The sequence below is a fragment of the Streptomyces sp. NPDC059718 genome (genome assembly GCF_042733315.1).
GTDB lineage: Bacteria > Actinomycetota > Actinomycetes > Streptomycetales > Streptomycetaceae > Actinacidiphila.
On record NZ_JBHWGA010000038.1, the window covers coordinates 32,854 to 51,380 of the forward strand.

At 69.1% G+C, this 18,527-nt stretch carries 13 protein-coding genes; 7 read left to right on the forward strand and 6 right to left on the reverse strand.

Annotated elements, in window-relative coordinates; translation table 11 throughout:
• Position 1: 1 nt before the first annotated feature.
• A complete protein-coding gene (locus ACFV3E_RS33430; RefSeq protein WP_499513748.1) occupies positions 2 to 295 on the reverse strand; it encodes an Rv0250c family protein in 294 nt (97 codons plus the stop codon).
• Positions 296 to 647: 352 nt separating this feature from the next.
• Between ACFV3E_RS33430 and ACFV3E_RS33435 the strand changes: the two genes are divergently transcribed.
• The 7 genes from ACFV3E_RS33435 (at position 648) to ACFV3E_RS33465 (ending at position 11,253) form a co-directional block, all read left to right on the forward strand.
• Complete coding sequence (locus tag ACFV3E_RS33435; RefSeq protein WP_500538193.1) at positions 648 to 2,408, forward strand: ABC transporter family substrate-binding protein; 1,761 nt, start codon at positions 648 to 650, stop codon at positions 2,406 to 2,408.
• A gap of 395 nt (positions 2,409 to 2,803) precedes the next feature.
• Entirely contained in the window at positions 2,804 to 4,699 is a 1,896-nt protein-coding gene (typA, locus tag ACFV3E_RS33440; protein ID WP_500366658.1) for a translational GTPase TypA, read from the forward strand.
• Between the two features lie 705 nt (positions 4,700 to 5,404).
• Positions 5,405 to 7,039, forward strand: coding sequence for a peptide ABC transporter substrate-binding protein (locus tag ACFV3E_RS33445; RefSeq protein WP_500538195.1), 1,635 nt, complete (start codon positions 5,405 to 5,407; stop codon positions 7,037 to 7,039).
• 154 nt (positions 7,040 to 7,193) lie between these two features.
• A complete protein-coding gene (locus ACFV3E_RS33450) occupies positions 7,194 to 8,126 on the forward strand; it encodes an ABC transporter permease (protein ID WP_499513752.1) in 933 nt (310 codons plus the stop codon).
• Positions 8,119 to 9,081: an ABC transporter permease gene (locus tag ACFV3E_RS33455; protein ID WP_500366654.1), complete on the forward strand. Its 963-nt coding sequence runs from the start codon at positions 8,119 to 8,121 to the stop codon at positions 9,079 to 9,081. Before ACFV3E_RS33450 ends, ACFV3E_RS33455 begins: the two co-directional genes overlap by 8 nt.
• A gap of 11 nt (positions 9,082 to 9,092) precedes the next feature.
• On the forward strand, positions 9,093 to 10,148 hold the full coding sequence (locus tag ACFV3E_RS33460; RefSeq protein WP_500366653.1) for an ABC transporter ATP-binding protein: 1,056 nt from the start codon (positions 9,093 to 9,095) through the stop codon (positions 10,146 to 10,148).
• Entirely contained in the window at positions 10,141 to 11,253 is a 1,113-nt protein-coding gene (locus ACFV3E_RS33465; protein WP_500538197.1) for an ABC transporter ATP-binding protein, read from the forward strand. Before ACFV3E_RS33460 ends, ACFV3E_RS33465 begins: the two co-directional genes overlap by 8 nt.
• Before the next feature lie 63 nt (positions 11,254 to 11,316).
• Here the strand turns inward: ACFV3E_RS33465 and ACFV3E_RS33470 are convergent, their stop codons facing one another.
• The 5 genes from ACFV3E_RS33470 to ACFV3E_RS33490 all read right to left on the reverse strand — a co-directional run bounded on the left by ACFV3E_RS33470 (position 11,317) and on the right by ACFV3E_RS33490 (position 18,257).
• The gene (locus ACFV3E_RS33470; RefSeq protein WP_500538199.1) at positions 11,317 to 12,285 is read right to left on the reverse strand and encodes a phosphotransferase enzyme family protein; all 969 of its coding nucleotides are present in this window, start codon (positions 12,283 to 12,285) and stop codon (positions 11,317 to 11,319) included.
• A 155-nt stretch (positions 12,286 to 12,440) separates the two neighbouring features.
• Complete coding sequence (locus ACFV3E_RS33475) at positions 12,441 to 14,138, reverse strand: ABC transporter family substrate-binding protein (RefSeq protein ID WP_500538201.1); 1,698 nt, start codon at positions 14,136 to 14,138, stop codon at positions 12,441 to 12,443.
• A gap of 31 nt (positions 14,139 to 14,169) precedes the next feature.
• On the reverse strand, positions 14,170 to 16,242 hold the full coding sequence (locus ACFV3E_RS33480; protein ID WP_500366646.1) for an ABC transporter ATP-binding protein: 2,073 nt from the start codon (positions 16,240 to 16,242) through the stop codon (positions 14,170 to 14,172).
• Complete coding sequence (locus ACFV3E_RS33485) at positions 16,239 to 17,222, reverse strand: ABC transporter permease (protein WP_500538204.1); 984 nt, start codon at positions 17,220 to 17,222, stop codon at positions 16,239 to 16,241. The genes ACFV3E_RS33480 and ACFV3E_RS33485 overlap by 4 nt, the downstream gene beginning before the upstream one ends.
• A 54-nt stretch (positions 17,223 to 17,276) precedes the next feature.
• Positions 17,277 to 18,257, reverse strand: a complete 981-nt coding sequence (locus ACFV3E_RS33490) for an ABC transporter permease (protein ID WP_500538206.1) — start codon at positions 18,255 to 18,257, stop codon at positions 17,277 to 17,279.
• Positions 18,258 to 18,527 lie beyond the last annotated feature (270 nt).

Below are 18,527 nucleotides of genomic sequence, written 5' to 3' on the forward strand. Positions count from 1 at the left end.
CCTAGGGCGCTCGGCGGTCCGGCGCCCCCAGCCCTTCGTCTTCCGCGCCGGACCAGAGACTGGGGTCGTACGGCGTATCCGGGATCGTCACCATCTCCTGCCGCGCCTTCTGCCCGGCCGGGGTGGTGCCGACGCTGTCGCGCAGCAGCGCGAGGTCGTCGCTGAGGTGCTTGGTGTCGGCACGGACACGCCTCATGTCCAGGCTGTCGCCGACGTGCTGCTCCAGCTTGGACACGGCCCGGCCCAGTTCATCCAGCCGGCGTTGTACCGATGCAAGTTCGTCCTGCAGGGACATGGCTGTCCTCACCTCCGCCACGTTGCGGGTGCACGACGCTAACGCCAAGCGAGTGTCGCGCGTCACAGTCGCGCTTGGGAAGAGATCTGCAGGGATTGTCCCACCTACGGGTGGCGCGCGCCCGGTGCGAACGCGCCGTGGCGCGTGATTCCCCCGAAGGCCGCGCACCCGTGCGGGGGTGGTGTCCGGCGCACGGGGCGGGGGCCCGCGGAGGCGTTGCGCCGGGCGGGTGGGAGGGCGGGGGCGCGCGACGTGTCGACGGCGTCCGCGGTCGCGGAATGGCTTTCAGTAGGTGCGATAAGCGGCAAATAGACGTCCTGTGATCATGGCCCCCTCGCGGAGGTACGCACGCATGGCCCGCAGCGCCACCTTGATCCGCTCCGCGACCGCCGTGGCACTCGCCGCCGCGGTCGCCGCCTCCGCCGGGTGCTCGGCCGGCAAGGACGACCCCCTCGCAGGGACCGACCTCGCCTCGGCGCCCCGGGACGGGGTGCGCGACGGAGGCACCCTGCGCTGGGCCGTGGACGCGGCGCCCGGCACCCTGAACGCGTTCCAGTCCGGGGCGAACGACGCCACCTCCCTGGTCGCCGCGGCCGTGCTGCCCGCCGCCTTCCGGCTGGACGGGCAGGGCCGCCCGTACCTGGACACCGATCTGCTGCGGTCGGCCAAGGTGGTGCGGAGCGAGCCGCAGCAGGTCGTGTCGTACCGGCTCAACCCCAAGGCGGTCTGGAGCGACGGCCGCCCGATCGGCGCCGCCGACTTCGCCGCCCAGTGGAAGGCGCTGCGCGGCACCGAGGACGCCTACTGGACCGCGCGCAACGCCGGGTACGACCGGATCTCCTCCGTCACGGCCGGCAAGGACGCGCACGAGGTGAAGGTCACCTTCGAGAAGCGGTACGCGGACTGGCAGTCGCTGTTCACCCCGCTCTACCCCAAGGCCGTCACCGGCACCGCCAAGGCCTTCAACGAGGGCGCGCGCCGCGAGCTGCCGGTGGCCGGCGGGCCCTTCGCCGTCCGCAGCGCGAGCGGGAAGTCCGTCACGCTGGTCCGCAACACCAAGTGGTGGGGCGACCGCGCCAAGCTGTCCCAGCTGGTCCTCGCCGCCACGCCCGCCCACCAGAGGGCCGCCGACCTGGCCTCCGGCGCGCTGGACGTGGCCGAGGTCGACCGCGACGTGACCGGCAAGCACGTGGCCGTCTACCGGACGCGCGCCGCCTCCTACACGCAGCTCGCCCTCAACGGTTCCACCGGGCCGCTCGCCGACGAGCAGGTGCGGCACGCCGTGGCCCGCGCGGTGGACCGCCGGGCCATCGCCAAGGCGGTGCTGGGGCCCCTCGGCCTGCCCGACGAACCGCTCGGCAACCACCTGCTGCTGCTCACGCAGGCCGGGTACGCCGACCACAGCTCGGCCCTGGGCACGTCCGACACGAAGGCCGCCCGCGCCCTGCTCGCCGCCGCGGGCTGGCAGCGCACCGCCCTGGACCCCGGGGCCGGGGCGGGCGGCGGCGGTGCCGGGGCGGCGGAGCGCAACCAGGCGGCGCCCGCGCACAAGGTGGAGGTCAGCGTCGTCGAACCGGCCAAGACGGTGCTGCGCAAGAACGGCAAGGCGCTGACGCTGCGCTTCGTCCTGCCCAAGTCCTCGGCGACCTTGAACACGGTCGGCGAGCGCATCGCCACGATGCTCTCCGGCATCGGCGTGCGCACCGAGCTGCAGCGGGTCTCCGACGACAGCTTCTTCCGCGACCACATCGCGGCCGGCGACTTCGACCTCGCCCTGTACGGCTGGCCCGGCACGGCCTTCCCGGCGACCGACACCCGCCCGATCTTCGCCAAGCCCGAGCCCGCGCCGGACGGCTCCCTGGTGGTCGAGCAGAACTACCCCCGGGTTGGCACCGACCTCATCGACCAGCTCTTCGACCAGGCCGCCGGCGAGCTCGACGCGGCCGAGGCCCGGGACTTCGCCGCCCGCGCCGACGCCCGCATCTGGGCGGCCGCCGGTTCCATCCCCCTCTACCAGCGCCCCGAGCTGGTCGCCCTGCGCAAGGACGTCCTCAACGCGGGTGCCTTCGGCTTCGCGACGCCGCGCTTCCAGGACATCGGCTTCAGGAAGTAGGGGGAGCGCCGGATCAGGGCCGGGGCCGTGACGCCGGTCGTCGCGGCCCCGGCCGCGTGCACCGCGCACACGCGGGACGCGAGGGACCGGACGCCGGAGGCGCAGGAGAAGGGCGGCGGCCCGCCGCGGAACCCGCCGGCGCGGCCGTCGACCTCCGTGACGTCCGTCACGGTGGCCGGGCCCGTACTTCCGGCGCGCCCCGTGCCGTCCTCCCCCGCCCTGCGGATCGGGGAGGCGGCCCGGCCCTGACCGACCCGGGACGATCATGCCCGGGCGGCCCTTGCCGCCCGGGCCCCGTACCATGGGGTGAGGCCGTGGCTTGACTCGCCCGGCGGGCTAGGTGTGCCGACGAGGGCACGCCGCCCCACCTACCTACCCGGGAGAAGCGCCCCAGTATGCCCACGCGTAACGACATTCGTAATGTCGCCATCGTCGCCCACGTCGACCACGGCAAGACGACGCTGGTGGACGCCATGCTCAAGCAGGCCGGAGCCTTCGCCGCGCACCAGCATCTGGACGACCGGATGATGGACTCCAACGACCTGGAGCGCGAGAAGGGCATCACCATTCTCGCGAAGAACACGGCCGTGAAGTACCACCCCAAGGGTGGCGGCGAACCCATCACGATCAACATCATCGACACCCCCGGCCACGCCGACTTCGGCGGTGAGGTCGAGCGCGGCCTGTCGATGGTCGACGCGGTCGTGCTGCTGGTGGACGCCTCCGAGGGCCCGCTGCCGCAGACCCGCTTCGTGCTGCGCAAGGCGCTGTCCGCGAAGCTGCCGGTCATCCTCTGCATCAACAAGACCGACCGCCCGGACTCCCGGATCGACGAGGTCGTCAACGAGACGTACGACCTGTTCCTGGACCTGGACGCGGACGAGGACCAGATCGAGTTCCCGATTGTCTACGCCTGCGCGCGGGACGGCGTGGCCTCGCTGACCAAGCCGGAGAACGGCACGGTCCCGGCCGACAGCGACAGCCTGGAGCCGTTCTTCTCCACGCTGCTGGAGCACGTCCCGGCCCCGGTGTACGACGAGGCCGCCCCGCTGCAGGCGCACGTCACCAACCTGGACGCCGACAACTTCCTGGGCCGTATCGCACTGCTCCGCGTCGAGCAGGGCGAGCTCAAGAAGGGCCAGACGGTCGCGTGGATCAAGCGCGACGGCTCGATCGCCAACGTCCGCATCACCGAGCTGATGATGACCGAGGCGCTCACCCGCAAGCCCGCCGAGAAGGCCGGCCCGGGCGACATCTGCGCCGTCGCCGGCATCGCCGACATCACCATCGGCGAGACGCTGGCGGACCCGGAGAACCCGATCGCGCTGCCGCTGATCACGGTGGACGAGCCGGCGATCTCCATGACCATCGGCGCCAACACCTCGCCGCTGGTCGGCCGTGGTCCCGGCGGCAAGGGTGCCGACAAGTCGGCGGTCAAGGACCGCAAGGTCACCGCCCGCCTGGTCAAGGACCGCCTGGAGCGGGAGCTGATCGGTAACGTCAGCCTCCGCGTGCTGCCGACCGAGCGCCCCGACACCTGGGAGGTGCAGGGCCGCGGTGAGCTGGCGCTGGCCATCCTCGTCGAGACCATGCGCCGGGAGGGCTTCGAGCTGACCGTCGGCAAGCCGCAGGTGGTCACCCGCGAGGTCGACGGCAAGCTCCACGAGCCGGTCGAGCGCATCACCATCGACGTGCCCGAGGAGCACATGGGCGCCGTGACGCAGCTCATGGGCACCCGCAAGGGCCGGATGGACAACATGTCCAACCACGGCTCCGGCTGGGTCCGCATGGAGTTCGTCGTGCCCTCCCGCGGTCTGATCGGCTTCCGTACCGAGTTCCTGACCGGCACCCGCGGCACGGGCATCGCCCACTCCATCCACGAGGGCCACGAGCCGTGGTTCGGCCCCCTGGTGACCCGTAACAACGGCTCCCTGGTCGCCGACCGTGCCGGTGCCGTCACCGCCTTCGCGATGACGAACCTCCAGGAGCGCGGTGTGCTCTTCACCGACCCGGGCACCGAGGTGTACGAGGGCATGATCGTCGGCGAGAACTCCCGCGCCGACGACATGGACGTCAACATCACCAAGGAGAAGAAGCTCACGAACATGCGGTCCTCGTCGGCCGACTCGTTCGAGGCGATCGTCCCGCCGCGCAAGCTCTCCCTGGAGCAGTCGCTGGAGTTCTGCCGCGACGACGAGTGCGTCGAGGTGACCCCGGAGACGGTCCGCATCCGCAAGGTCGTCCTGGACCAGAAGGAGCGCGGCCGCACCGCCTCCCGCGCCAAGCGCTGAGGCCCCTGCGGTCCGCGCCGGCTGCGCGGACCGCATCCTCGGCGGTGCGCGGACACCGGCCCGGCCGTCCCCGGTCCACGGGGGCGCCGGGCCGCTTCGCGGCCGCTCCCGGACGGGAGCGGCCCGGATACGACATCACGGGACATCCACGTCGATCCCGGTGTGCGTGGAGCGCCGTTTTCCGTGAGGGCGGTCACATCGAGGGGCCCTTCCGGGGCCGGTTGTGACCGAACTCACCGGGGCGCGGCCCGCTGTGCGCGGTTCGGTTCCCGGGGCGGCGATGTGTCGCGGTTGCGCCAGTGGCGTGGGCGCGACAGCTCGTTCCCTGTCGGCCCGTCAGGCACGTACATTCGCGTGGAATCTACGCGCTTTGAGGGCAACCGGATTTCAGTCCGGCGACGTCCGGATACCGGACGGAGTTCACCGGTACTTGTGTTACAAGTCCGTTTCGTCGGTGTCTGTCTACAATCTAAATGTCCGAATTGCGGGATTGTTTTGGACCGGTTGTGACCAAAACGAGATCGTAAGTGTGTGGTTCGTAGGCCCAACGTGACCGATAGTTGGAGCCGTTGAGCTCGGGTCAATGGGTCCAAGCGCTTATGGGGAGCGCCGACTCACGAGCACAGGTGACCGGTATCACTGTCAGGGGTGTCAGTGAGGCCGGCCCTTTCACGTAAGAACAGTGACTCCTGAGGAGGCAAACCCATGCGCGGTGCCAAGAGCGCCACTTGGGTCGCAGGTGCGATCATCGTCGCTATGGCTGCTACCGCTTGCGGTGGCGGCGGTGGTGACAAGGGCAGCAGCAACGACGCTGGCGGCGTCAACCCCAACGGCAAGTTCTCCGTCGAGGTCGGCGAGCCGCAGAACCCCCTGCAGCCTGCCAACACCATGGAGTCCAACGGCAGCATCGTCGTCCGCTCGCTGTTCGCGCAGCTCGTGGACTACGACCCCAAGGGCAACATCGTCATGGTGAACGCCAAGTCGGTGGACACCAAGGACAACAAGACCTACACGGTCACGCTGCAGGACGGCTGGAAGTTCCACGACGGCACCCCGGTGACCGCCGAGTCCTACGTCAAGGCGTGGAACTGGGCCGCCAACATCAACAACGCGCAGACCAACGCGTCGTGGTTCGCCGACATCAAGGGCTTCGCGGACGTCCACCCCGAGAAGGAGGGCGCGAAGCCGAAGGCCGACACCATGTCCGGCCTGAAGGTCGTCGACGACAAGACCTTCACCATCGAGCTCACCACCCCGATCCCGTACTTCGTGTACAAGCTCGGTTACGAGGTGTTCTCGCCGCTGCCGGAGTCCTTCTACAAGGACCCGAAGGCCGCGGGCGAGAACCCGGTCGGCAACGGCCCGTACCAGTTCGTCAAGTGGGACCACAAGAAGCAGATCGAGGTCAAGCGCTTCGACGGCTACAAGGGCCCGGACAAGGCGAAGAACGGCGGTGTGATCTTCAAGAACTACACCGGCCTCGAGGCTGCGTACGAGGACCTGAAGTCCGGCAACGTCGACGTCCTGCGTCAGATCGCGCCGAAGGACCTCCCGGTCTACCGCGACGACCTCGGTGACCGCGCCGTGGACCAGGCGTACTCCGCCATCCAGTCCATCGTCCCGGCCTTCTACTCCAAGCAGTGGAAGAACGTCGACCCCAAGGTCATCCAGGGTCTGTCGATGGCGATCGACCGCGACACCATCACCAAGACGGTGCTCCAGGGCACCCGTGAGCCCGCCACCGGCTTCGTCGCCAAGGGTGTGCTCGGCTACCAGGACAACGTGGGCGGCGACGTCTTCAAGTACGACCCCGCGAAGGCCAAGGAGCTCATCAAGGCCGGCGGCGGCGTCCCCGGCAACAAGATCTCCATCCAGTACAACGCCGACGGTGGCCACAAGGAGTGGGTGGAGGCCGTCTGCAACAGCATCACCAACGCGACCGGTATCAAGTGCGCCGGCGACTCCAAGGCCGACTTCCAGAGCGACCTGGACGCCCGCGAGGCCCACGAGGTCAAGTCGATCTACCGCAGTGGCTGGGTGCTCGACTACCCCGTGAACGCCAACTTCATCCGTGACCTCTACGGCACCACCTCGGCGGGCAACCAGTCCGGCTTCTCCAACAAGGAGCTCGACGCGCTGATCAAGAAGGCCGACACCGCGGCCACGCTCGACGAGTCGGTCAAGGAGTACCAGGCCGCCGAGAAGAAGATGGTCGAGCTCATGCCCGCCATCCCGCTCTGGTACTACAAGGTCAACGCCGGCTACTCGGAGAACGTCTCGAACGTCCAGTACGCGCAGAACGGTGACCCGATCCTCACCGGCGTCGAGGTCAAGAAGTAACCATCGCGTAGTGAGCACGCCGGTGCGGGGCTGACGGAGACGTCGGACGCGCGGGGTGCAGGCAACGGCTGGGGGGCCCTTCTCCCGTCTTCCCGAAGAGGAGGACGGGGGAAGGGCCCATCTCTGCTGCCACAGCGACTGACATGGAGGCACGATGGGGCGTTACGTCGCGCGGCGACTGCTCCAGATGATCCCGGTATTCATCGGGACGACTCTGCTCATCTTTTTCATGGTCTACGCCCTGCCTGGCGACCCCGTGCGGGCGCTCTTCGGCGACAAGGGCGCGGACCCGGCGACCGTGGCGCGGATCCGTCATGACCTCGGTCTCGACCAGCCGATCCTGAAGCAGTACTGGGATTACATGACGGGCATCATCCTGCACTTCGACTTCGGCAACCAGATTGCCAGCGGTCGTCCGGTGCGTGACGTGCTCGGGGACGCCTTCCCGGTGACGCTGCGGCTCGCGGGGCTCTCCTTCGCGATCGAACTGGTCGTGGGCATCGCCCTCGGTGTCTGGGCCGGCATGCGCGCGGGCAAGCTCGCCGACTCGCTGGTGCTGATCTTCACCCTGCTGCTGATCTCGGTCCCGGTCTTCGTCCTCGGCTTCATCTTCAAGCTGGTCTTCGCCTTCCAGCTCGGATGGATGACACCGAACGTCCAGGACTCCACCAACTACAGCCAGTTGCTGATGCCGGCCATCGTGCTGGCCAGCCTCTCGCTGGCGTACGTGGCGCGCCTGACCCGTACCTCCATAGCCGAGAACCTGCGTGCCGACTACATGCGGACCGCCATCGCCAAGGGCCTGCCCCGGCGTCGGGTGGTCGGCGTGCACCTGATGCGCAACTCGATGATCCCGGTGGTCACCTTCCTCGGTACCGACATCGGCGCCCTGATGGGCGGCGCGGTCGTCACCGAGGGCCTGTTCAACATCCACGGTGTCGGCGGCACGATCTACGAGTCCATCCTGCGCCGCGAGGGGACCACGCTGGTCGGTCTCGTCACCGTCCTCGTGCTGGTCTTCCTCGTCACCAGCCTGATCGTCGACCTGCTCTACGCGGTCCTGGACCCGAGGATCCGTTATGCCTGACGTCACCAAGACCGCCGTCGAGAACGCGGACCCGATGGCCGCCACGGCCGCGGACACCGCTTCCGCCACCGGGCCCGCGCCCACGGCGGAGAAGGCGCGCAGCCTGTGGGGCGACGCCTGGCGGGACCTGCGCCGCAACCCCTACTTCGTGGTCTCCGGGATCCTGATCCTGCTCCTGCTGGTGATCTCGGTCTTCCCGGGCCTGTTCACCAGCGCCTCGCCGACCTACGCCGACCTGCGGAACCACTACCTGGGCAAGCCCGAGTACGGGCACGTGTTCTCCGCGGAGTGGCTCGGCTACGACGGGCAGGGCCGCAGCGTCTTCGCCCGTGTGATCTACGGGACCCGGGCCTCGATCACGGTCGGTGTCAGCGTGACCCTCCTGGTCACCGTGCTGGGCGGCCTGGTCGGCATGATCGCCGGCTACTTCGGCGGCATGGTCGACACGATCCTGTCCCGGATCACCGACATCTTCTTCGCGGTCCCCTTCCTGCTCGGCACGCTGGTCGTCCTGAACTCCTTCACCGACCGCACGGTCTGGGTGGTGTCGGGTGCGCTGGCCTTCCTCGGCTGGACGCAGATCGCCCGCGTCATGCGCGGTTCGGTGATCACCATCAAGCAGGCGGACTACGTGCACGCCGCCCAGGCCCTGGGCGCGAGCACCACGCGGATCCTGTTCAAGCACATCCTGCCGAACGCGGTCGCCCCGGTGATCGTGGTCTCCACCATCGCGCTCGGCGGCTACATCTCGGCCGAGGCCACCCTGTCCTACCTCGGACTGGGCCTGCCCACGTCCGTGGTCTCCTGGGGTCAGGACATCTCCGGTGGTGCCGCGCAGATCCGTACGGCTCAGCACATCATGCTGTACCCGTCGATCATGCTGAGCATCACGGTCCTGGCGTTCATCATGCTCGGCGATGCGGTCCGCAACGCCCTCGACCCCAAGCTGCGCTGAGGGAGGCGTACGTGACCACCATCGACAAGACCGCGGACGTGCCCGCACCCCGTACCGGGGATGCCGCCGCTCCGCTGCTGGAAGTGCGCGACCTGCACGTGGAGTTCCACACCCGCGACGGCGTCGCCAAGGCCGTCAACGGTGTGAACTACACGGTGTCGGCCGGTGAGACCCTGGCGGTGCTGGGCGAGTCCGGCTCCGGCAAGTCCGTGACCGCGCAGGCGATCATGGGCATCCTGGACATGCCCCCCGGGCGGATCCCGCAGGGCGAGATCCTCTTCCAGGGCCAGGACATGCTCAAGATGTCCGGCGAGCAGCGCCGGAAGATCCGCGGTCGCAAGATCGCGATGATCTTCCAGGACGCGCTGTCCTCGCTGAACCCGGTGCTCACCGTCGGCTACCAGCTCGGCGAGATGTTCCGGGTCCACCAGGGCCTGTCCAAGAAGGAAGCCAAGGCCAAGGCCATCGAGATGATGGACCGGGTCCGCATCCCGGCGGCGAAGGAGCGGGTCAACGACTACCCGCACCAGTTCTCCGGCGGTATGCGCCAGCGCATCATGATCGCCATGGCGCTGGCCCTGGAGCCCGAGCTGATCATCGCGGACGAGCCCACCACCGCGCTCGACGTCACCGTGCAGGCCCAGGTCATGGACCTGCTCGCGGAACTGCAGCGCGAGTACAACATGGGCCTGATCCTGATCACCCACGACCTCGGCGTGGTCGCCGACGTCGCGGACAAGATCGCGGTGATGTACGCGGGCCGGATCGTGGAGACCGCGCCGGTCCACGAGATCTACAAGCGGCCCGCGCACCCGTACACCAAGGGCCTGCTGGAGTCGATCCCGCGCCTGGACCAGAAGGGCCAGGAGCTCTACGCGATCAAGGGCCTGCCCCCGAACCTGCTGCGCATCCCCACCGGCTGCGCGTTCAACCCGCGCTGCGAGATGGCGCAGGACATCTGCCGCACCGAGGTCCCCACGCTGCACCGGGTGACCGAGCAGGACGGCAGCGAGCTGCCGGGCCGCGGCAGTGCGTGCCACTTCTGGAAGGAGACGATCCATGGCTGACGTCACCAAGAACGACGAGGCCGTCTCCGACGAGGTGGCGGCGGTCGAGGCCGCGATCGCCCAGCCGGTCAAGCGCGGCGAGCCGATCCTCCAGGTGCGCAACCTGGTCAAGCACTTCCCGCTGACCCAGGGCATCCTCTTCAAGAAGCAGATCGGCGCCGTCAAGGCCGTCGACGGCATCTCCTTCGACCTGTACCAGGGCGAGACCCTGGGCATCGTGGGCGAGTCCGGCTGCGGCAAGTCCACCGTCGCCAAGCTGCTGATGAACCTGGAGCGGGCCACCGCCGGCGAGGTCTTCTACAAGGGACAGGACATCACCAAGCTGTCCCGCCGGGCCCTGAAGGCCGTCCGCCGGAACATCCAGATGGTGTTCCAGGACCCGTACACCTCGCTGAACCCGCGCATGACGGTCGGCGACATCATCGGCGAGACCTTCGACATCCACCCCGAGGTGGCCCCGAAGGGCGACCGGCGCCGCAAGGTGCAGGAGCTGCTGGACGTCGTCGGCCTGAACCCGGAGTACATCAACCGGTACCCGCACCAGTTCTCCGGCGGTCAGCGGCAGCGCATCGGCATCGCGCGCGGCCTGGCGCTCAACCCGGAGATCATCATCTGCGACGAGCCGGTCTCGGCGCTGGACGTCTCCGTGCAGGCGCAGGTCATCAACCTGATGGAGAAGCTGCAGGACGAGTTCAACCTCTCCTACATCTTCATCGCGCACGACCTGTCGATCGTCCGCCACATCTCCGACCGTGTCGGCGTGATGTACCTGGGCAAGATGGCCGAGATCGGTACCGACACCGAGATCTACGACCACCCGACCCACCCGTACACCCAGGCCCTGCTCTCGGCCGTGCCGGTGCCGGACCCGGAGGCGCGCGACCACCGCGAGCGCATCATCCTGAGCGGTGACGTCCCGTCGCCGGCCAACCCGCCGTCCGGCTGCCGCTTCCGCACCCGGTGCTGGAAGGCACAGGACCGGTGTGCCACCGAGGAGCCGCTGCTGGCCATCCCGCAGCGCTTCCAGGGCGAGGACACCCCGGCCGCGCACGAGTCGGCGTGCCACTTCGCCGAGGAGAAGGACGTCGTCCACGCGGTGAACTGAGCACCACCCGCACCACCCACGAGGGGCGCCTGCACGATTGCCGTGCGGGCGCCCCTCGGGCGTTCACGGCCGTACGGGGCGGCCGTCCGGCCCGGCGAGCGCCAGAGCGGTGAGGAAGGCCCGCTGGTGCGGGTCGGCCCAGTCGCCGCTCTCCGTGGCGTCCAGGAGCGTCCACACGCCCCACTCGACCTGCATGTAACGCACGGCCACCGGCCACAGGGCCACCTCGGCCGCGGTCAGCGTGCAGTGGCGGCGGTAGGCGCCGTGGAAGACCGCCCATTCGCGGGGCGTGAACGGCCGCGGCGGGGCGCTCGGGGACTCGGTGTGGAAGAGCAGCAGCGCCAGCGCGAGGTCGAGCAGCCGGGGCGCGTACTCGGCGTTCTCCGGGTCGATGAGGACCGGGCCGCCCTCGGCGTAGACCAGGTTGTTCGCCTTGAAGTCCATCGACGCGACGACACGGGGCAGGCCCGCGTCGCGCAGGGCGGGCAGCAGATGCGTCATCAGGGTCCGCGACCACAGCTCCAGCCGGGCCGTCGCGGCCTCCCGGACCGCCGGGGCGTGGCGGGCCAGGGCGGGGCGCAGCGCGTCGAGGTCGGCTTCGAGGTCCGCCGGTCCGTGGTCCGGCCAGGTGAAGGCGGGGACCGCGGCGGGGCCGTCGGCGCTGTGGGCGTGCAGCCGTCCCAGCAGGTCGCCCGCCGCCTCGATGTCCGCCTCCGTACCGCGGTAGGGCCGGCCCTCCACCCAGGGGTAGGCCACCCAGTCCCCCTCGCCGATCCGGGCCGGGTTCGCGGCCGGCCCGTCGAGCGGGGTGACCACCGGGACGCCCCGCGCCGCCAGGGCGCGCGTCCAGCCGGCGACGGCCGCCGCCGCGGTCTGCGGCGAGGCGGCCTTCTTCAGTGCCGCTTCCGTCCCGGCCACACGGCAGCGGAAGACCGGCGAGTGCGGGTGGACCGAGCGGGCGGGACGGTCGCCCTCGGCCACCCCGAAATGGGCGAAGACGTCGGCGAAGGGCCGGGAGCGCGCGAGGGGCATGGCGGGGATCCTGTCCTGCCGGGAGACCCGGCCGCGGCGTGCGGGGCCGTCAACGGTCCCATGGCGGCGCCCACTTCGGCCACCCACATAAAGCGGTCCGCCCCGCCACCGAGGTGCGGTGACGGGGCGGACGCGGTGCCGGGAGCCGGCGCGGCCTACTTCAGGAAGCCGATGTTCTCGTAGCGCAGGTCCTGGAAGCCGTAGGCGCCGATGTTGGCCAGGTTCTTCTTCACCGCGTAGATGTCGGGACGCTGGTACAGCGGCAGCAGGTTGGCCTGCTGCCAGATCAGCAGGTCCGCGGCGTTGGCGTCGTCGATCGCCTGGGCCGGGTCGGTGTCGGCGGCGGCCTTGTTCATGGCCGCGTCCAGCTCGTCGCTGCCGACGCCGGTGTAGTTCTGCTGGATGTTGTCACCCACGGGCTTGGCGTAGATCGACTTGGTCGACGACACCGGGAAGGACGTGCCGAGCCAGGAGAAGGCCGTCAGGTCGAAGCTGCCGGTGTTGACGTACTTGTCGAAGAACTCCTGCAGCGGCACCGACTTGATGTTCAGCTTGATGCCGACCGCCTTGAGCATCGGCTGCATCAGCTTGCCCTCGTTGGCGGAGGTGCTGACGTTCGCCGGGATGACGAAGTCCAGCTCCAGGGTCTTGCCGCCCTTGGTGCGGAACTCGCCGCTCTGCTTCCAGCCGGCCTCGTCCAGCAGGCTCTTGGCCTTGGCCTGGTCGAAGGTGCCGATGCCGGCGGAGTTGTCCTTGTAGCCCTTCTGGTTGGTGACGAAGAAGTGGTTGTTCAGCGGCTTGGCGTCCCAGTCCAGACCCTGCAGGTCGGACTCGGCGATGGCCTGCCGGTTCAGGGCGGACATGATGGCCTGGCGGACCTTGACCTCCTTCAGCGCGCCGCGGGTGCCGTTGAAGGTGACGTGGCGGTAGTTGGGGCCGGCCGCCTTGCGGATGTCGGCGCCCTTGACCTCCTTGGCCTGCTTGTAGGCGGCCGAGTCGGGGCCGACGTTGAAGAAGTCGACCTCGCCGTTGGCGAAGGCGCCGGCGGTGGCGTCCGAGTCCAGCGCGCGGTAGATGATCTTGTCCAGGATGGCCTTGTTGCCCCACCAGCTGTCGTCGCGCGCGATGGTCAGGGTCTTGGTGGTCTTGTCGATGCCCTGGAACTTGAAGGCACCCGCGGTGACCGGGAACTTGCCCAGGTAGCCGGTGTTGAAGCCGTCGGCGGTGCCGATGACCTTGGCCGGGTAGAGCGGGCTGAACAGGCCCTTCCAGTCACCGTAGGGGCTGGAGAAGGTGACCACGGCCTCCTGGTCGTCGGCGCCCTTGGCGACGCTGCTGATCAGCTCGTAGCCGGTGCTGGAGGAGATCTTGTACTTGGCGTCCTTGCCGTTCATCGCCTTCCAGCTGGCCTCGAAGTCCTTCCAGGACAACGGGGTGCCGTCGGACCACTTGGCCTTGGGGTTGATCTTGTACGTGACGACCTGCTTGCCGGCGGTGTCGGCGACCTCGGCAGAGGTCAGGTAGTCCGGGTTCGGGGTGACCGTGCCGGTGGCGTCCGACAGCATGATGATCGGCATCACGGCGCGCTCGACGTCGTAGCCGTCGGCCAGGGTGCCGTCGATCTGGTTGTAGTTGAAGTTCTCGGCGATCTCGCCCAGCGGCCAGTTCAGGGTGCCGCCCTGCTTGAGCTGGTCGCGGTCGGTGGCCTTGATGTTGTTGACGCTCGACTTGGGCACCGAGTTCTTCTTGGACGCGGCGTCGCTCTTCCCGTCCCCGCCGCCGCACGCGGTCAGGGTCAGCGCGCTCGCCGTGGCCAGCGCCACCACGGCGACGGACATACGTGTTCTGTTCAACGGACTCTCTCTCCTCTTACTGGGTGGGAAATCACACGACGGTGACGGCGGCGGCAAAGTGGCAGGCCGCGGTGTGGTCGCCCGCCAGTCCGGTCGGTGCCGGGTCCTCCTCGCGGCACCGGCCGCGGTCGGACTCGTCGAGGGAGGCGAACTTCGGGCAGCGGTTGCGGAATCGGCAGCCGGTCGGCACGTCCGCGGGGCTGGGAAGGTCGCCGGTGAGCAGGATGCGCCTGCGATCGCGCTCCTTGCGGGGATCGGGCAGCGGCACCGCGGAGAGCAGGGCCTGGGTGTACGGGTGGGAGGGTGCTTCGAAGACGGCCTCGGCGGACCCGAGTTCGACGATCCGGCCGAGGTACATCACCGCGATCCGGTCGGCGATGTGCCGCACGACGGACAGGTCGTGGGCCACGAAGAGGTAGCTCAGGTTCATGCGCGCCTTGAGCTCGTCCAGCAGGTTGAGCACACCGGCCTGGATGGACACGTCCAGGGCCGAGACCGGCTCGTCCAGGACGACCAGCTTGGGCTCCAGCGCCAGCGCCCGCGCGATGCTGATGCGCTGCCGCTGCCCGCCGGAGAACTCCGCCGGGAAGCGGTCCACGTGGTCCGGGTCGAGGCCGACCTGGTTCAGCAGTTCCGGCACCCGGGCGGCGATGCGGTCCCGGGACCAGCCGTGGGTCTTCATGGGCTCGGCGAGGATGTCGCCGACCGGCATCCGCGGGTCGAGCGCGGCCATCGGGTCCTGGAAGACCACCTGCAGGTCGCGGCGGAGCGCCTTGCGGTCGGCTCCCTTCAGGCCCCGGATGTCCTTGCCGAAGACGGTGACCGTGCCGGACTGCCCGGAGGGCAGGTCGAGGATCTCCAGCAGTGTCGTGGTCTTGCCGCAGCCCGACTCGCCCACCAGGCCGAGCGTCTCGCCCTCGCGGATGTCGAAGCTGATGCCGTCGACCGCGCGGACCTCGCCGACCTTGCGCTTGATGACCGCGCCGTGGAGCAGCGGGAAGTGCTTGACCAGCCCGTCGACCTCCAGCACCGGGGCGCGGTCCGCGCGGGGCACGGAGTCGGCCGGGGCCTTCGGCACCGGCGGTACCGGGTAGATGGTCGCGGGGTCGAGGGAGCCGCCCGCCACCAGCTCGTGGCTGCGGTGGCAGGCCGTGGGGTGGTTGCCCCCCTCGCGCACCGTCAGCTCGGGCTCGATGCGCCGGCACACGTCGATGGCGATGGGGCAGCGGGCCGCGAAGGGGCAGCCGGTCGGCAGGTCCACCAGCGAGGGCGGGTTGCCGTCGATCGGGGTCAGCGCGTGGCGCCCGCCGTCGTCGAGCCGGGGGATCGAGCCGAGCAGACCGATGGTGTACGGCATGCGCGGGGTGTAGTAGACGTCGTCCACGGTCCCGGTCTCCACCGGGCGTCCCGCGTACATCACCTGGACCCGGTCGGCGAAGCCGGCCACCACGCCCAGGTCGTGGGTGATCATGACGATGGCGGCGCCGGTGACCTCCTGGGCCTTCTTCAGGACGTCGAGGATCTGCGCCTGGATGGTCACGTCCAGGGCGGTCGTCGGCTCGTCGGCGATGATCACCTCGGGGTCGTTGGCGATCGCCATGGCGATCATCGCGCGCTGGCGCATGCCGCCGGAGAACTCGTGCGGGAAGGCGTCGGCGCGCCGCGCGGGGTCCGGGATGCCCACCAGGTCCAGCAGCTCGATCGCGCGCTTGCGGGCGGTGTCCTTGTCCAGGTCCTGGTGGATCCGCAGCGCCTCGACGATCTGGTTGCCGACGGAGTAGACCGGGGTCAGCGCGGACAGCGGGTCCTGGAAGACCATCGCGATGTCCTTGCCGCGGATCTCCGTCATGTCCCGGTCGTCCAGCTCCAGCAGCTCGCGGCCGTGCAGCTTGACCGAGCCCTTGATGTCGGCGGTCTCCGGGAGCAGTCCGAGGACCGCGAGGGAGGAGACGGACTTGCCGGAGCCGGACTCGCCGACGATGCCGAGGACCTCGCCGGGACGCACGGAGAAGGACACGCCGCGCACGGCCCTGACCGGCCCGGCCTCGCTCGGGAAGGAGACGTGGAGGTCGGTGACCTCGAGGGCGGGGGGCGTCTCGCTCACGACGTGCGTCCTTCCGTGGACGTGCTCTTCTTGCTGGTGCGGGGTGCGCGGGCCTTGGCGCCGCTGGAGTTGGGGTCGAGGGCGTCGCGCAGGCCGTCGCCGATGAAGGCGATGGACAGGCAGATCAGCACGAGGCAGCCGGCCGGGAAGTAGAACAGCCACGGGAAGGACGGGGCCGCCGGGGTGCCGGTGGCGATGACCGTGCCCAGCGAGACGTCGGGGGACTGCACGCCGAAACCGAAGTACGACAGGCTGGTCTCGCCGATGATCGCCGCGCCGACCTGGATCGTCCCGTCGATGATCAGCATCGAGGCCATCGACGGCAGGATGTGCCGGAAGATGATGACCGGCGCGGGCACGCCCATGTACTTGGCGGCCTTCACGAATTCACGGTCCTTCAGGGTGAGCGTCATGCTGCGGACCACCCGGCCGGTGATCATCCAGCTGAACGCCGCCAGCAGCACCACGAACACCAGCCAGGTGGTGCCCTGGAACAGGGGCGACAGCACCGCGATGATCAGGAAGCTGGGCATGACGAGCAGCAGGTCGACCACCCACATCAGGGAACGGTCCGTCCAGCCGCCGAAGTAGCCTGCGCTGGCGCCGACCGCGGCGGCGACGAACGTGCAGATGAGACCGGTCAGGATGCCGATGACCAGTGACTTCTGCATACCGCGTGCGGTGAGTGCGAAGAGGTCGGAGCCGGTCTGGTCGGTGCCGAACCAGTGGGCGGCCGAGGGCGGCTTCTGGAAGGCGGTGAAGTCGAGTTCGGTGTAGTCCCACTTGTAGAACAGCGGTGAGACGTACGCCATCAGGAAGAGCAGGACCAGCATGACCAGGCCGAACAGGGCCATGCGGTTGCGCGCGAAGCGGACGGCGGTGAGCCGGAGCCTGCTGTTCGCGCGGCGCTTGGCGGGCTGGTCGTCCGGCGCGGCGGGCACGTGCGCCGGAGGCTGTACGGAGGGGGTCTGGACGGCCATGGGTGGAGGCTCCTGGTAACGCGGGATCGGGGCGGCGGAGGGGTGCGGTGGGTCTCAGCGCACCCGTACGCGGGGATCGAGCGCCGCGTAGAGCACATCGGACAGCAGACCGGCGATCAGGACCACGGACGCCGTGAACATGCCCACGGCGGCGACCGCGTTGACGTCGTTCGTGCTGATGGAGTTGACCAGCCACTCGCCCATGCCGTGCCAGCCGAAGATCTTCTCGGTGAAGGTCGCGCCGGTGAAGAGCAGGACGACGTTGTAGACCAGCAGCGGGACCACCGGGAGGACCGCGGTGCGCAGGCCGTGCTTCATCAGTGCCGCCCGCCGCGACAGGCCCTTGGCCCGGGCGGTGCGCAGGAAGTCGCTGCCGAGGACGTCCAGCATGGTGCTGCGCTGGTAGCGGCTGTAGAGGGCGACCTGGATCACGATCAGGGTCAGGCTGGGCAGCAGCAGGTGCTGCAGCCGGCTGGCGAGGATCTCCCCGGTCCCGGTGAGCCCGGGATCGTACTCACCGGTGTACTCGATGACCTTGTGACCCACGGCGTCGTTGATGTCGATCGCCCAGAGCTTGAAGGTCACCGCGATCACGAACACCGGCATGGCCAGGACGAAGAACGAGGCCAGTGTGGTGACCCGGTCCGATGCCCGGTACTGCCTGATGGCCCCCCAGGCGCCCACCAGGACACCGCCGATGGAACCCAGGATGGTGGCGATCAGCAGCAGGCGCGTGCTCACCCCGACGCGCCGGCCGAACTCGTCGTTGACCTCACCGCCGGTGACGGTCCGTCCGAGGTCCCCGTGGGCCACGCCGTTCGCCCAGTGGGCGAAGCGGACCACGACCGGGGTGTCGGGGTTGAGGTTGTAGTCGTTCAGGGTGGCCGTCACCGAGGACGCCGCCACCGGGGGGTTGCGGCCCGCGAAGTTGGCCCGCGGGTTGAGGCTGATCGCCGCCAGGAAGTACGTGAGGGAAGCCGCGATGAGAACCAGCGCCACGTGGTTGATCAGTCGGCGCAGCAGGTAACGGCCCACGGCTCACACTCTCAGTCGGTTCGTTTCGAACAAATAACAAGGTTGAACTTTCTTCGCCGACCGCGTCTGACATAGTTGTGTAGCACGGCCGAAACATTTGCACCTGGGCCGTCTGCGCAGGTCGTGCGCATTCCACCCGGGCTTGAAGGGTTGATGGGACTTTCGCAACCGAATTATGGCCGCGTCAACGAGCGCCGGTTCGTCGTGATGGATCCTTTATTTTTTTGGTCGAAATTTAACCCGACTATCGGGATAACCCTCATTGACGGG